The organism is Cyanobium sp. Morenito 9A2, assembly GCF_024345575.1.
GTDB lineage: Bacteria > Cyanobacteriota > Cyanobacteriia > PCC-6307 > Cyanobiaceae > ATX-6F1.
Genome location: NZ_JAGQBJ010000002.1, coordinates 220,222 through 233,658 on the forward strand (window position 1 = coordinate 220,222; position 13,437 = coordinate 233,658).

Genomic DNA, 13,437 nt, shown 5'->3' on the forward strand with positions numbered 1-13,437 from the left:
TGGGGGAAAGTCGAGGCACGTGGCCTACGGCAGATGCCATTCAAGCCCCGTCGTCTTCAAGAAGAAAACTCGTGTCGCCATCCTCGGAGAGCTCGTCATAGAGAAGATCAAGGCCAATCAGCACCCGCTCCCGATCAGAGAGATCACCAATGATGCGTCGCACAGGTGGCGGCAGGATCTTGGCGAGGGTGGGGGTGGCAAGAATCTTGTCGTCTTCGGCGAGTTGGGGATTCTTGAGCACATCGATCACCTTGAGGGCATAGAGCCCCTTGAACTCATTTTCGAGGATGTTACGAAGGGTCTTGAGGGCGCGCATTGAATTCGGGGTGTTGCCCGCCACATAGAGCTTCAAAATGTACGTCTTGCGTGTACTCATGAGGCCACCCCCTGGCTTGACACTGCCGCCTGGAGCTCTAGCCTAGGAGCCAGCTGCTGAGCATCCGTGGGAATCGAGCGTCGGTACATCTCGCAGAGATGGGCCATGACATCGAGCAGGACCAGGCGATAGTCTTGCAGGAAAGAATTACTGTGGGCTTCAAGTTTCAATTGTTTCCAGAAGTCGTCGATGAGATTCATGTGAATCTCCACTGCTTTGGTGGTGGGTAGGTCGCTGAAAAAGGCCGTGTGCACGAAGCTCTCCAGCGCCTGGTTGGCGGCAGCGGGATCGCGGAAGTAACTGATCAACAAATCCCTGTAGGTACGCTCTAGCGACTGCAGCAGGTCTGTGCACTGATCCGGGGGCAAGTTGCGCAGAAAACGGGTGGAATCCCGCTTATAGAACACCCCCAGGTAGCCGAGCCGCTCCTTGAGACGATTGGTCAAGGTCCAGCCCGAGGGCGGCACGACGCCTTCGCCATCGGCAGGGCCGGTCGAGCCCAGCCCCCCGCGCCGCAGCACCCGTGAAACGGCCGCATCGAGGCTGTAAGGGAGTTGCTCGAGCTGATCGGGGCCCAGATGGACTTCGGCGTCGTGGTACTCGAGGCGGCCGCTGACAGGGCCCACCACCACGGCCGGCAGCCGCAGCCCCTGACGGATCAAGTGCTGGTAGGCCTCCGCCGGCAAGGCACCCTGCTCCAGCAGAACGGCATCAAAACCATCCCGGCGTGTCTCCAGCTCCACCACCGGATCAGCCCCCTCGCCCAGGGCCACCAACTCGTAGCGCCCCCCCTTGAGCCAGCGGCCGCAGGCCAGCAGCAGCGGTGGAGCCTTGAGCAGAGAGGCGATCGTGAGGGCCGGCTGGGACATCAAGGCCAGAAAGGACCCCCGCAGTGGGCTCAGTGTTGACGATGGGCTCATCTGCGGGGGAAGATTGTTGTTTGTCTTTCACTTGCCGTGTGCCAGGCCCAATGATGGCGGTCCTTGCTGCGAACACGTGAATTCAGTTGCTCAACGAACACCACTTCAGCGAGCAGCCCATCCCTGAAGCAGCCCCCATCAGCCTGTCCACGCCCCCGACACCCATGAGTTCCTCACCCGCTGCCGCCGCCGAGGCGAACGGCACCTACGCCATCGTCGAGACCTCCGGCACCCAGTTCTGGCTCCAGCCGAACCGCTACTACGACCTGGATCGGATCCACGCCGAGGTCGATGACACAGTGACCCTGGAGAACGTCCTCCTGGTCAAGGACGCCGCCGGCACCACCTTGGGCCACCCCTTCATCGAAGGCGCCTCGGTCGAGCTCAAGGTTCTGGAGCACCGCCGCGGGCAGAAGATCATCGTCTACAAGATGCGCCCCAAGAAGAAAACCCGCCGCAAGAACGGCCACCGCCAGGAGCTCACCCGCGTGATGGTGCAAGCGATCACCGTGGCCGGCAAGGCCCTCGCCTGAGCCTTCGGGCTACCGTCACCCCTATCCTCCCCACTGATCCATGGCCCACAAGAAAGGCACAGGCTCCACGCGCAACGGCCGCGACTCCAACAGCAAGCGCCTGGGCGTCAAGCGCTTCGGCGGAGAAGCGGTCAGTGCCGGATCCATCATCATTCGTCAGCGCGGCACCTCCGTGATTCCCGGTCTCAACGTGGGCCGCGGCAGCGATGACACCCTGTTCGCCCTCGTGGACGGTGTCGTCAGCTTCGACACGATCAAGCGCGGCCTCCGCGCCCGCAAGCGCGTCAACGTGGGCTGAAGCTGGCGTCCTCCGGGGCCGTCGTGTGCGGCCGGGTCAGTTCCCTGAGCACCACCACCAGCCCCAGCAGCGTGAGGCCCAGCACCAGCAGATGGATGGCGGTGACGTGTTCTGCGACCTCAATGACCTCAAAGGGAAGGGTGCAGGTCAGCAGCATGGCGAACAGCACCTCCCCCCAGCGGAGACGGCGCCAGGTGGCCACGGCGGCCACCAACACCACCAAACCGTAACCACCGGCCAGTTCCGCGGTGATCTGCAGGCGGTGGCTGCCCAGATCAAGCCCCTTGAGGATCAGGGCCTGCAACAGGTGACGATCGGCCTCACCCCACTGGTCGGCCAGGGCCGCCAGTCCGTCGTAATGGCGGTATCCATAGGCGGCCAGCACGGAAACCGCCAGCAGCAGCGCCGCCACGATCAACTTTTTGACCACGATCAGGCGCAGGAGAAGGCTCGGACGCTCCATTTCAGGCCGCCAGCCGGTAAGCGCGGGTGGTGATCAACAGGGGGTGAAACACCTCCAGGAATCGGCTCTGCAGCCTGCTGAAGAAGCGCTCCACCAGAAGCGGATCGTCAATGTGGAAAGGGAACTCTCCCGAGAACCCCTTGAAGAAGTACCAGTTGAGCAAGGCGATCGCTGTGGGCCCCATGCGTTGCTCAAAAACCTCCAACTGGGCGGCGGGATCACCCAGGTGTTCAAGCACGTCGAGGCAGACCACGGTGTCGAACTGAGCCGGCAGAGCGGGGTCCTCCAGATCACGGAAACAGCGCAGCTTGGCCCCCAGGCCGAAGGTCTCGGCGCGCTTGGCCACGAAGTCCCGATTGTGGGGATTGAGATCGACGAACCAGACGTTCTCGACCTCTGCCAGGGCCGCCGCCGCAAGGGCGTGGGTGCCGATGCCCCCCCCGAAATCAAGCACCTGGCCGCGGGCGAAGCGCTGCTGCAGGCGCAGGGTGTCGGCGATGTAGGGGGCACTGCCCAGGTGCCAGGCCGCCAAATCAAGCAAGTGGCCCGTGCCGACCTCCTGCTCATAGAAGGCCGTGGCCTGGGCTGGATCGAACGCCCCGGGATGCAAGGCCGCCAGTTCGGCGGTGCTGCTGGGCAGCCGCCGCTCCAGCTCCGGAAGACTGAGATCCAGGTGGTCGGCCAGCTGGGGTTTGAGCGCGAAGCCATCGGCCAGAAACCGCTCCAGATCCAGATCCGATCCCACCACCGCCAAGGACTGCACCAAGGCGTTCACCGTAGATCGCCCCCCAGCTATGCCCCACGGTCGGCCCCAAGTTCAGCCCCGGCGCCGGGCACCTCCAGCCAGCGCCGAAGCCAGGCCACCAGCAGATAAAACGGCAGGGTGTCCAGCAGGGCGGCCACCAGCTTGAACAGGTAGCCGCTGGCGATGAAGGAGCCCAACTGGGGCAGCACCGGCTGGCCCAGATCAACCGGCAACACGTGGGCGGCGTAGTGGCTGATCAGCACCACGGCGCTGGTGTCCACCAGCTGGCTCACCAGGGTGGAGCCGTTGTTGCGCAGCCAAAGAGCCTTGCCGCCGCTGAAGCGCTTCCAGAAATGGAACAGGCGCACGTCGGTGAACTGGGCCGCCAGGTAAGCCACCATCGAGGCCCCCACGGCCCCGAAGGCCAGCCGGCGCACCTCGAAGAAGGTGCTGCCGTCGCTGCCGGGAAGCCCCGGCAGCACCCCGCCCAACCAGAGGATCAGCACGATCCAGCCGTTGAGCAGCAACCCCACCCAGACCAGCTGTCCCGCCTTTTCCTCGCCCCAGATTTCACTGATCAGATCGGTGCACAGAAACGTGATCGGGTACGGCAGCGCCCCCACGGCCACCACCACCGGCCAGCCGCCGATCGAACCGAGGCTGAGAAAGCGCGTCAGGCCAAGGATGTTGAGCATCCCCATGGTGCCCAGGAAGATCCCGGCCAAGACCAGAAAGGCCAGATCGCGGCGGTCGTTGAGCGTCATCGAATCCCGAAGTGGGGCACGGTGACCCATAGGGTGGCGGGCCGTCACCCTCCTGGCCCGTCGTGGCGCCCCCCGAGCAAGCGAACCACTGCGGCTTTCTGGTGCTGGACAAGCCCGCCGGCCTCACCTCCCACGACGGCGTTGCCCGGGTCAGGCGTGCCTATGGCCTCAAGCGTGTCGGCCATGGGGGCACCCTGGATCCTGCTGTCACGGGGGTTTTGCCGATGGCCCTGGGGCCCGCCACCCGATTGCTGCCCTACCTGGAGGGGGCCAAGGCCTACCGGGGGGTAATCCAGTTGGGGCTGACCACCGCCAGCGACGACCTCAGCGGCACAGTGATGGAGCGGCGGACGCTGCCGCCCTTGGGCGAGGCGGACCTGGAGGCCGCCCTGGGCCGCTTTCGCGGCGCGATCCTGCAGCGGCCGCCCCAGGTGTCGGCGCTGCACGTCGACGGGGAACGCGCCCACGTGCGCGCCCGCCGCGGCGAAACGATGGCACTGGCCGCCCGTCCGGTCACCATTGAGTGGCTGGAACTGCTGGCTTGGCAGCCGGAAGCAGGCCGGCTGGAACTGGCCGTGCGCTGCTCGGCCGGCACCTACATCCGCTCCCTCGCCAGGGATCTGGGGGAGCAGCTGGGCTGTGGCGGCTGCCTGGCCTCGCTGCGTCGCACCGCGGCCCTGGGATTCGACCTGGCCGACAGCGTCCCCCTGGAGGCGCTGGACCAGCCTCCCCTGCCGCCCCTGATCAATCCCCTGGCCGCACTGGGGCACCTGCCCCTGCAGCGGTTGGAGGCCCCGGAGCACCCCCGCTGGTGCTGCGGCCGTGCCCTCACAAGCGCCCAGCCGTTGGCGGAGGATCAGGCTGTGGTGATCCTTGATCACGAGGGGCAGCTGGCGGGCATCGCCCGCGCCGATGGCGGCGGCCTGCTGCACCCGAAGCTGGTCCTGGGGGCGCGGGGTTGAGATGGCTGGCCACAGCAAATGGTCCCAGATCAAACGCACCAAGGCGGTGGTGGACGCCAGGCGCGGCGCCGTGTTCACGCGCCTGGGCCGGGAGATCACCGTGGCGGCGCGTACAGGAGCTGATCCCGCCGGCAACTTCCAGTTGCGCACGGCGATCGAAAAAGCCCGCGCCGCCGGAATGCCCAACGCCAACATCGAGCGGGCGATCAGCAAGGGCTCCGGCCGGGCGGAGGCCGGTGCCCTGGCCCTGGAGGAAGTCCGCTACGAGGGCTACGGCCCCGGCGGGGTCGCGGTGCTGGTGGAGGCCTTCAGCGACAACCGGCACCGCACGGCGGCGGACCTGCGCCTGGCCTTCAGCAAACACGGCGGCAACCTGGGGGAGAGCGGCTGTGTGGGCTACCTGTTCGACCTGCGCGGGGTGGTGCATCTGAGCGGCAGCGCTCTAGACGAGGAGGCCCTGCTCGAGAGCGTGCTGGAGCTGGAGGTGATCAGCTACAGCCTCGAAGCCGATGGCGCCGAGGTGCTCTGTGGGCCGGCCCAGCTGGAGGAGCTGCAGGCGGCGCTGGTGGCGGCCGGCTGGAACGTGGAGGGCTGTGAGCTGCGCTGGCAGGCCCAGACCCCCTGCCTCCTCCTTGACCTGGAAACCCTGCGGGCCAGCCTGCGGCTGCTTGAGGCGCTCGAATCCCTGGAGGACGTCCGCAGCGTCAGTTCGAACCTGGAGGCCCCAGGCGCCCTGCTGGAAGCCGCAATGGCCTGAGACGCCTCAGCCCCCTTGACCCATGGCCGCCCGGTCGGCGATCACCAGCAGATGGGGGTGATCCAGCAGCCAGCTGGCGGGCAGGGCTTCCCGGGGAGGCCCCTCGAGCACCCGCCGCAGGATCGACGCCTTCGAGGCCCCGGTGACCACCAGCATCAGGCTTCTGGCCGCCAGAATCTCCGCCAGGCCCACCGTGATCGCCCGCTCCGGCACCCGCTCAGGATCACCCCCGAAGGCGCCGGCGTTCTGACGCCGGGTCGCCGCGCTCAGGCGCACGCAGCGGGTGATGGCCCCTGGGCCGCAGGGGGGCTCGTTGAAGCCCACATGGCCATTCTCCCCCAGCCCGAGCAACTGGAGCCCCAGGCCCCCGGCAGCGGCCAGCGCGTCTGCGTAGCGGCGGGCCTCGGCCTCGGGGTCGGCGGCGGTGCCATCGGGCAAGCGCAGTTGGGCCGGGGAAAGGCCCAGGGGTTCCCCCAGATTCCGGCCCATGGCGGCCTGGAAGGAAGCGGGATGGTCGGGCGCCAGACCGATGTAGTCGTCCAGGTTGAAGCTGCTCCAGCCCTCCAGCAGCCTCCGTCGAACAACCGGATCGAGGTCGTCCAGCCGCCGACGCAGGGCGGCATAGACCGGCTCCATCGTGCGGCCGGTGGCCAGCCCCAGGGGGCGCCGGTCGGCAGCAGTGAGGGCCTGGATCAGCCGTTCCGCCACGCGATCAGCGACCGCGCCGGCGTCTTGCTCCACCAGCAGACGGTCCTGGGGGAAGGAGATCGGGCGTCGAGGCGCGGGCACAGCAAAGCTTGGGCGTGATCTGGAAGCGGCGGGGGGCCCAGGGCCGTTGATGCTCAGCGTTCGCGGTAGGCGATCACCGTCGGGATCCGAAACGGGGTGCTACCCGCGGCAGCAGAGGAGCGGACGGGGGCAACGCTGCTGACGCTGGCGGGAGGACCGCTCAGCTGGGCCACGCTCTCACGGAAGGGTCCCACCTCGACGCCCCGGTAGAAATGGCGCAGGATCGCCTCGAAGCCTTCCCCTCGCCGGGCGAGGCCATAGGCCCCCCACTGGCTCATGCCCACCCCATGGCCGAAGCCGCGCCCGATCGCCACCAGGGCGGTGGCTGCTGGAGGCACTGGTGAAGGGATGACGGGCAGCGGCAGCGGCCCCGGCAGGGCTTCGCCCGTGGCGGAATCGACGGGTGCAGCCGGCGCAGGATCCACTGGATCAGGGCGCCAGAGGCGCCGCGCCCGGGCGAGTGACCAACGGGAGACAGGCGGTCCCCCTAACGCCATCAGGCCCTGAGGCTCCTCTGCCAGGGAACCAGGGCCCAGGGGCTCAAAGCGCACCGTGGTGCTTTTCAGACCGAGGCGGCTGCGCAACTCCGCCCCGCTCAACAGCAACTGGCCGCGGGGGCCCACCACCCGCGCCTGGCGCACCCGACCGGTGCTGGTACTGGAAAGCACCTCGATGCGCTGGGCCCCGCCGATTTCAGCAAAGGTCCGCTGCAGCTGCTCAGGCGCCAGCACCTGGCGCCAGGTGCGCACAGGGCTCTGATCATCGAAATCAGGAACGCTCACCAGGTAGGGGAGCTGGCGGGACCAAAGTTCGCCGCTGTTCTCGGTGCTGCCGCCGCTGCTGCTGTGGAAAACGGCGTTGACCAGGGCCCGCTGGAACGTGATCACCAGGGAGCGCGTGCCCCGTACCGCCTCCCAGGTGGAAGGGGTTTCCGCCTCCATTCCCTTGTAGGCCTGGCTGGCCACGGTGGCCCTGAGGTCGAAAGGAGCCAGGGGCTTGCGTTGCTGCAGGGCGTAGGTGCGCGCGGCCACGGCCTGGGCGCGCAGCGCCTCCTGGGGCCAACTGGCGGGCATTTCACTGCCCACCACGCTGGGCAGATAGGTTTCGATCCCCAGGTGGTTGATCAGCTGGAGCTGGGAGCCCCCGGGCAGCACCTGGAGCCGGCCGCGGTAGCGCCGGTTCTGCACCGCCAGGGCACCATCGCCCCCTGCCTCGGCGATCGGTTCGATCCAGAGTTCATTCACCCTCAGGTCCCTGGACAGTCCCTGGGTCTCGACCTGGAAGGCACTCAGCCGCAGGCTCAGGGATTGCCCGGCGCCGGTCTCCGCCAGCACCGTGCCGCGGCCATCACGCAGGCGCAGGCCCGTGGCCCCACCGTTGACATTGGCGCTGGCCCCCTCCAGCAGCAGCACGCGCACCTGGGGCTCACCGCCCTGCTGGGCGCGACCCGCACCGCTCAGCAGCGCCGGCAGAGCCAGCGCCAACGCCGCCGTCAGGGGAAGGTGGCACCTGAGCACAGGGATCAAAGCAAGGGAGCGTGGCATCGCAGCCCGCATGGGGAAGGGAAGGGCGCCATTGTGACCGCACCGCAGCTCCCGTGCCAGTGTCCGCCCTGACGCCAGCAGGACCAACGGACTCCAGGGCGTGACAGCATGCAGCTGGAGTCATCCTGGGCGTGCAGATCACTTTCCTCGGCACGAGTTCGGGCGTCCCGACCCGTGCCCGCAACGTTTCAGCCGTTGCCCTGCGCCTGCCCCAGCGTTCCGAGCTCTGGCTGTTCGATTGCGGTGAAGGCACGCAGCACCAGTTCCTGCGCAGCGACCTGCGCGTGTCGCAGCTGCGCCGGATCTTCATCACCCACATGCACGGTGACCACGTGTTCGGCCTGCCGGGCCTGCTGGCCAGCCTGGGCATGGCAGGCAGCTGCCCCGGGGTGGACCTCTACGGCCCCGAACCCCTGCGCGACTACCTCGATGGGGTGCTGCGCACTTCCTCCACCCGCATCGGCTACCCCCTGCGCGTGCACCGGGTGGAGGCGGCGGCCCGCAGCGGTGACCCCCTGCTCGAAGACGACGACCTGGTGGTGCGCTGCACGCCCTTGAACCACCGGGTGCCGGCCTTTGCCTACCGCGTCGATCAGCGGCCCCAGGCCGGCCGTTTCGACGTTGGGCGGGCCAGGGAGCTGGGCCTTCCGCCCGGCCCGATCTACGCCGAGCTCAAACAGGGCGCCAGCGTGCGCCTGAGCGATGGTCGCCTGATCGATGGCCGCACACTCTGTGGGCCGCCGCGGCCGGGCCGCAGCGTGGTCTACTGCACCGACACGGTGTTCTCCGAGGCGGCCGTGGCCCTGGCCCGCGGCGCTGACCTGCTCATCCACGAGTCCACCTTCGCCCACCGGGAGGCTGAGATGGCCTACCAGCGGCAGCACTCCACCAGCACCATGGCCGCCCAGACGGCGGCGGAAGCCGGGGTGGGTCGGCTCGTGCTCACCCACCTGAGCCCCCGCTACGCCCCCGGCAATCCACTCACGCCCGATGACCTGCTGGCCGAAGCCCGGACCATCTTCCCCAACACGGTGCTCGCCAAGGATTTCCTCAGCCTCGATGTGACCCCCGCTGGGTCCTGAGCCAGGGGCGCCCCGGAGCGGTGGCTGCAACAGTTCGTGATTCCGCCCCGGCAGGCACTCTGCCCGTGATACAAGGGCTTTGCTGCGGTGCCACCGCCATTTCGCCAGCTTCCTCCATGGCTTCTTTCCTCTCCTCTGCGCTCCGGGTCGCCACCAGAATCTTGCTGGTGCTGCCGCTGGCGCTTCTGGTTTGTTTCGCTGGTCCGGTGGCCGCAGCCAACTGGGATGCCGCCACCTTGACGGTCCCCAGCACCCCCGACGGCAGCCTGGTCACCTTCAGCGAACAGGAGGTCAAGTCCGGGCGAAAACTGTTCAACGAAAGCTGCGGGACGTGCCACGCCGGCGGCATCACCAAAACCAACCAGAACGTGGGCCTCGACCCCGAGACCCTGGCCTTGGCCACCCCTCCCCGCGACTCGGTCGACGCCTTGGTCGATTACATCAAGGACCCCACCTCCTACGACGGGGAGTACAGCATCTCCGACATCCACCCCAGCCTGCGCAGCAGCGACATCTTCGTGAAGATGCGCGATCTCGACGACAACGACCTGCGCCTGATCGCCGGCTACATCCTGGTGGCCCCGAAGGTGCAGGGCATCCAGTGGGGCGGCGGCAAGGTCTACTTCTGATCCACCGCCCCTTCGGGCCCGGGAACAACGCCTTCAGCCGCGGCCACGTCCGCGGCTTTTTCATGGCGCTTGCTGTACCACCACTCCTGCAGCTCGCCATCGAGCCGCTGGGCGAACAAGGTCAGGACCGTGGGCGTGGGGCGTGAGCCCGGCTGCAGCAGCTCCACCACGTAGGAGGGGCAGCGGCGGGCCGCCAGGTCGGCGACGAAACGACGTCCGATCCGGCGCCAGCTCGGCTCCTTGCTGCGCCAGGCCAGACGACAGCAGGGCCAGGGCAGCTCCTCGCGATCAAACAGCCTGCAGCAGGGGCCCAGCACCCTGAAGCTGTACTGGCCCCCAGGGCTGGTGTGGATGCTGCCGGGGGCAAGCAGCGCCCGCACCAGAGTGGGCCTGGACCCTGGGGAAACCTCAACCAAGGCGGCACAGGGGGAAAGGGGCGACAAAAAAGCCACCCCGCAGGGTGGCTACAGCGAACACATCGTTCAACCGTGGGGGGGCCTGGATGAGGGGATCAGAACCTCTCGACCAAGCTCAATAGAGCTCTTCTTCAGCGTGGGTCTTGATGGTGACGTCGGAGGTGGGGTAAGCCACGCAGGTCAGCACGAAACCTGCTTCGATCTGGTCGTCATCAAGGAAGCTCTGATCCGACTGGTCGACGGTGCCGGCGGTGAGCTTGCCAGCACAGGTGGAACAGGCGCCCGCACGACAGGAGTAGGGAAGATCGATGCCCTGCTCTTCAGCGGCATCGAGGATGTACTGGTCGTCGGGAACCTCAATGGTCTTGTTGAGACCCTCGCTCTCGTTGATGAGGGTGACCTTGTAGGAAGCCATGGAAGGGATTGGGGCTCACAGGCGCCTGGAGGATTCCGGGCCTGTAGGACCGCACCTTCCTACATCCGAATGGGGCCATTCCCGTCGATCCAGACGGGCTGGCCAGAGAAGCCCAATCAAAGCGAGGGCACAGATCAGTGTGCCTTATGAGACGTTGGAGGTTTGAGCGCCGGTAGCCCGCAGCTCCAGCAGCCCCCACGGCCCCTGGGAGCCCACCTGTTCCGCCCGCCAGCCCTCGGCCGCCAACGCCCGTTGCAGCCCCTCCACCTGCTCCAGCAACAGACCACTGAGGTAGCCCACCCCGTCGGCCGCCAGCACGGCAGAGAACCGGGGGGCGAGGGCCTCGATCACAGGCGCCAGGATGTTGCAGAGCAGCAGATCGGCGGGCCGCCCCTGCAGCAGCTCCGCCAGCTCCTCCACCGAGCCCTGGGCCACCTGGAGTCGGGGCAGCGCACCCTCCCGGTGCGCCGCCAGCTCGCCGGCCTGATCAAGGCCATTGAGGGCGGCGTTCTCCCCCGTGGCGCGCACCGCCAGGGGATCGGTGTCACTGGCGGCCAGGGAGTTCGCCCCCAGGCGCAGGGCCCCGAGGCCGAGGATGCCGCTGCCACAGCCCAGGTCCGCCACCCGCAGCCCCGCGAGCGTGCCGCCGCGACCACGCGCCAGGCCTTCAAGCGCCTCCAGGCAGAGCCGGGTGGTGGGGTGACTGCCGGTGCCGAAGGCGCTGCCGGGATCGAGGCGGATCACCAGCCGCTCCCGGTGCTCCTCTGGCCGCTCCAACCAGGCCGGCAGGATCAAGAAACGCTCCCCCACCGGATCGGGCTGCCAGTGCTGCTTCCAGCTCAGGCTCCAATCCTCATCGCTCTGGTGGAACCAGGCCAGGGGCGGCAGGGGCAGAGCAAAGGTGTCGGCCAGGGGGGCCAGGGCCCCGGCCAGGCGTGCGCGCTCCGCTTCGGGCCAGTCGATTTCCGGCACCCAGGCCACCAGCAGGTGGGCGCTGGGTTCAGCCGGAATCGAGCGAATCGCCAGCCGCTGGATGCCCAACTGGGGCAATTTCCACAGCAACGATTCCTCCAGCTCCGCTGGGGCCGCCATCTCCAGTCGCCACCAGCCCAGAGCTGCCATCGCCCAGGGGCTCAGAGGGTGACGGGGTGGGCGTCCTGGATGCCGTCGATGGCCACGACCGAGGCCAGCAGGCTGGGGGGGATCGGGTCATCGAGGCTGAGCACCATCAGCGCATCACCGCGCACGATCCGGCGACCCACCTGCATGGCAGCGATGTTGACGTTGTGCTCACCGAGGACCGAGCCAAGCTTGCCGATGATGCCGGGCACGTCCCGGTGACGGGTGAACAGCATGTGGTCGCTGGGGGCCACGTTCACCGGGAAGGCGTCAATGGTGGTGATGCGCAGGTCGCCGTCGGCAAACACCGCCCCGGTGACGGTGTGCTGTCCACTGGCACCGCGGGCACTCAGTTGCAGGGAGCCGCCGGCGAAATCACGGCTGGCCTCATCCTTCACCTCGAGCACGTGGATGCCGCGCTCCTTGGCCTCGAGGGCGGCGTTCACGTAATTGATGCTGTCACCCAGGGCGGTGGAGAGCAGGCCCTTGAGGGCGGCGATCACCAGGGGCTGGGCCGGATGACTGGCAAACTCACCCTGCAGACGCACCTCCAGTTCGCTGATCTGGCCGCCGGCCAGTTGGCTGATCAGCTGGCCCAGGGTTTCGGCCAGCTGCAGATGGGGCTTGAGCCGCTCCATCACCTCGGCGTTGAGGCCGGGAATGTTCACGGCACTGCGGGCGGGCAGCCCCTGGAGCACGTCGCGGATCTGCTCAGCCACATCGATGGCCACGTTTTCCTGGGCCTCTTCGGTGGAGGCGCCCAGGTGGGGCGTGAGAATCAGCCGCTCGCCGACGCTGCGCAGGGGGGAATCGGGCTCCAGGGGCTCTTTGGCGTAAACATCCAACGCCGCCCCGGCGATCACGCCGGTCTTGACCGCCTCAGCCAGGGCCGCCTCATCAACGATGCCGCCGCGGGCACAGTTCACCAGCCGGGCGGTGGGCTTCATCGTGCGCAACAGTGCCGCGTTCACCAGGTTTTCGGTGTCGGGGGTGCGGGGCAGGTGGAGGGTGATGTAATCGGCTTCAGCGAACAGCTCCGGCAGGGGCAACAGCCGCACCTGAATCTGCTGGGCGCGTTCGACAGAGATGAACGGGTCGTAGGCCAGCACCTCCATGCCGAGGGCCTTGGCCACCCGGGCCACGTGGGAGCCGATCTTGCCCAGGCCCACCACGCCCAGCTTCTTCTTGTAGAGCTCGTTGCCCACGTAGGTCTTGCGATCCCAGCCACCGGCGATCGTGCTGGCGTGGGCCTGGGGCACGTGGCGGGAGAGCGCCAGCATCAGGGCCAGGGCCTGCTCGGCGGCCGCGATCGTGTTCCCCTCGGGGGAGTTGACGACGATCACACCGCGGCGGGTGGCGGCCGGCACATCGACGTTGTCGACGCCAACGCCGGCCCGGCCGATGATGCGCAGCTTGCTGGCGGCTTCGATGATCTCGGCGGTCACCTGGGTGCCCGAGCGGATCATCAGGGCGTCGTAGTCGCCGATGATCGCCTTGAGCTGATCGGGGGGCAGACCGGTGCGCACGTCCACCTCGGCCACCTGAGCAAGGATGTCGATCCCCGTCTGGTCGATCGGGTCGGAAACGAGAACCTTTGTCATGAACCAGCCGGGGCGCCGGTGGTG

The 13,437-nt window shown here is 67.8% G+C and carries 17 protein-coding genes; 6 read left to right on the top strand and 11 right to left on the bottom strand.

What is annotated here, in order from left to right:
* Positions 1-40: 40 nt before the first annotated feature.
* Positions 41-376 (bottom strand): circadian clock protein KaiB, encoded by a 336-nt coding sequence (gene kaiB, locus KBY88_RS04575; RefSeq protein ID WP_254938721.1) that lies wholly within the window; start codon positions 374-376, stop codon positions 41-43.
* A complete protein-coding gene (locus tag KBY88_RS04580) occupies positions 373-1,245 on the bottom strand; it encodes a circadian clock protein KaiA (RefSeq protein ID WP_254938722.1) in 873 nt (290 codons plus the stop codon). The genes kaiB and KBY88_RS04580 overlap by 4 nt, the downstream gene beginning before the upstream one ends.
* Positions 1,246-1,460: 215 nt before the next feature.
* Here KBY88_RS04580 and rplU point away from each other — a divergent pair, with 215 nt between their 5' ends.
* The gene (gene rplU, locus KBY88_RS04585; protein WP_254938723.1) at positions 1,461-1,829 is read left to right on the top strand and encodes a 50S ribosomal protein L21; all 369 of its coding nucleotides are present in this window, start codon (positions 1,461-1,463) and stop codon (positions 1,827-1,829) included.
* 40 nt (positions 1,830-1,869) lie between these two features.
* Entirely contained in the window at positions 1,870-2,127 is a 258-nt protein-coding gene (gene rpmA / locus KBY88_RS04590) for a 50S ribosomal protein L27 (RefSeq protein WP_254938724.1), read from the top strand.
* On the opposite strand, the gene KBY88_RS04595 is transcribed toward rpmA, so the two are convergent.
* The 3 genes from KBY88_RS04595 to KBY88_RS04605 are packed head-to-tail and all read right to left on the bottom strand — an operon-like array spanning position 2,114 to position 4,099.
* A complete protein-coding gene (locus tag KBY88_RS04595) occupies positions 2,114-2,590 on the bottom strand; it encodes a DUF2127 domain-containing protein (RefSeq protein WP_254938725.1) in 477 nt (158 codons plus the stop codon). The two genes, rpmA and KBY88_RS04595, sit on opposite strands and share 14 nt — an antisense overlap.
* A gap of 1 nt (position 2,591) precedes the next feature.
* Positions 2,592-3,356: a class I SAM-dependent methyltransferase gene (locus tag KBY88_RS04600; protein WP_261348449.1), complete on the bottom strand. Its 765-nt coding sequence runs from the start codon at positions 3,354-3,356 to the stop codon at positions 2,592-2,594.
* 26 nt (positions 3,357-3,382) lie between these two features.
* Complete coding sequence (locus KBY88_RS04605) at positions 3,383-4,099, bottom strand: queuosine precursor transporter (protein ID WP_254938726.1); 717 nt, start codon at positions 4,097-4,099, stop codon at positions 3,383-3,385.
* 62 nt (positions 4,100-4,161) lie between these two features.
* On the opposite strand from KBY88_RS04605, the gene truB reads away from it, so the two are divergent.
* Both truB and KBY88_RS04615 read left to right on the top strand, forming a co-directional pair.
* Positions 4,162-5,061, top strand: a complete 900-nt coding sequence (gene truB, locus KBY88_RS04610) for a tRNA pseudouridine(55) synthase TruB (protein WP_254938727.1) — start codon at positions 4,162-4,164, stop codon at positions 5,059-5,061.
* Between the two features lies 1 nt (position 5,062).
* The gene (locus KBY88_RS04615) at positions 5,063-5,818 is read left to right on the top strand and encodes a YebC/PmpR family DNA-binding transcriptional regulator (RefSeq protein ID WP_254938728.1); all 756 of its coding nucleotides are present in this window, start codon (positions 5,063-5,065) and stop codon (positions 5,816-5,818) included.
* 6 nt (positions 5,819-5,824) lie between these two features.
* On the opposite strand, the gene KBY88_RS04620 is transcribed toward KBY88_RS04615, so the two are convergent.
* Both KBY88_RS04620 and KBY88_RS04625 read right to left on the bottom strand, forming a co-directional pair.
* Positions 5,825-6,607, bottom strand: coding sequence for a glucosamine-6-phosphate deaminase (locus KBY88_RS04620; protein ID WP_254938729.1), 783 nt, complete (start codon positions 6,605-6,607; stop codon positions 5,825-5,827).
* A 53-nt stretch (positions 6,608-6,660) separates the two neighbouring features.
* Positions 6,661-8,151, bottom strand: coding sequence for a SpoIID/LytB domain-containing protein (locus tag KBY88_RS04625; RefSeq protein ID WP_254938730.1), 1,491 nt, complete (start codon positions 8,149-8,151; stop codon positions 6,661-6,663).
* A gap of 131 nt (positions 8,152-8,282) precedes the next feature.
* Between KBY88_RS04625 and rnz the strand changes: the two genes are divergently transcribed.
* On the top strand, positions 8,283-9,233 hold the full coding sequence (gene rnz / locus KBY88_RS04630) for a ribonuclease Z (RefSeq protein ID WP_254938731.1): 951 nt from the start codon (positions 8,283-8,285) through the stop codon (positions 9,231-9,233).
* 116 nt (positions 9,234-9,349) lie between these two features.
* Positions 9,350-9,862, top strand: coding sequence for a photosystem II cytochrome c-550 (psbV, locus tag KBY88_RS04635; protein WP_254938732.1), 513 nt, complete (start codon positions 9,350-9,352; stop codon positions 9,860-9,862).
* Here psbV and KBY88_RS04640 read toward each other — a convergent pair.
* From KBY88_RS04640 to serA, 4 genes are all read right to left on the bottom strand, one after another.
* Positions 9,853-10,242 (bottom strand): DUF8632 family protein, encoded by a 390-nt coding sequence (locus KBY88_RS04640; protein WP_254938733.1) that lies wholly within the window; start codon positions 10,240-10,242, stop codon positions 9,853-9,855. The genes psbV and KBY88_RS04640 overlap by 10 nt on opposite strands.
* A 151-nt stretch (positions 10,243-10,393) precedes the next feature.
* Positions 10,394-10,693, bottom strand: coding sequence for a ferredoxin (locus KBY88_RS04645; protein ID WP_254938734.1), 300 nt, complete (start codon positions 10,691-10,693; stop codon positions 10,394-10,396).
* Positions 10,694-10,837: 144 nt separating this feature from the next.
* Positions 10,838-11,815 carry a 50S ribosomal protein L11 methyltransferase gene (locus KBY88_RS04650; protein ID WP_254938735.1) on the bottom strand — a complete coding sequence of 326 codons (978 nt, stop codon included), beginning with the start codon at positions 11,813-11,815 and terminating at the stop codon, positions 10,838-10,840.
* An 11-nt stretch (positions 11,816-11,826) separates the two neighbouring features.
* On the bottom strand, positions 11,827-13,413 hold the full coding sequence (serA, locus tag KBY88_RS04655; RefSeq protein ID WP_254938736.1) for a phosphoglycerate dehydrogenase: 1,587 nt from the start codon (positions 13,411-13,413) through the stop codon (positions 11,827-11,829).
* Positions 13,414-13,437 lie beyond the last annotated feature (24 nt).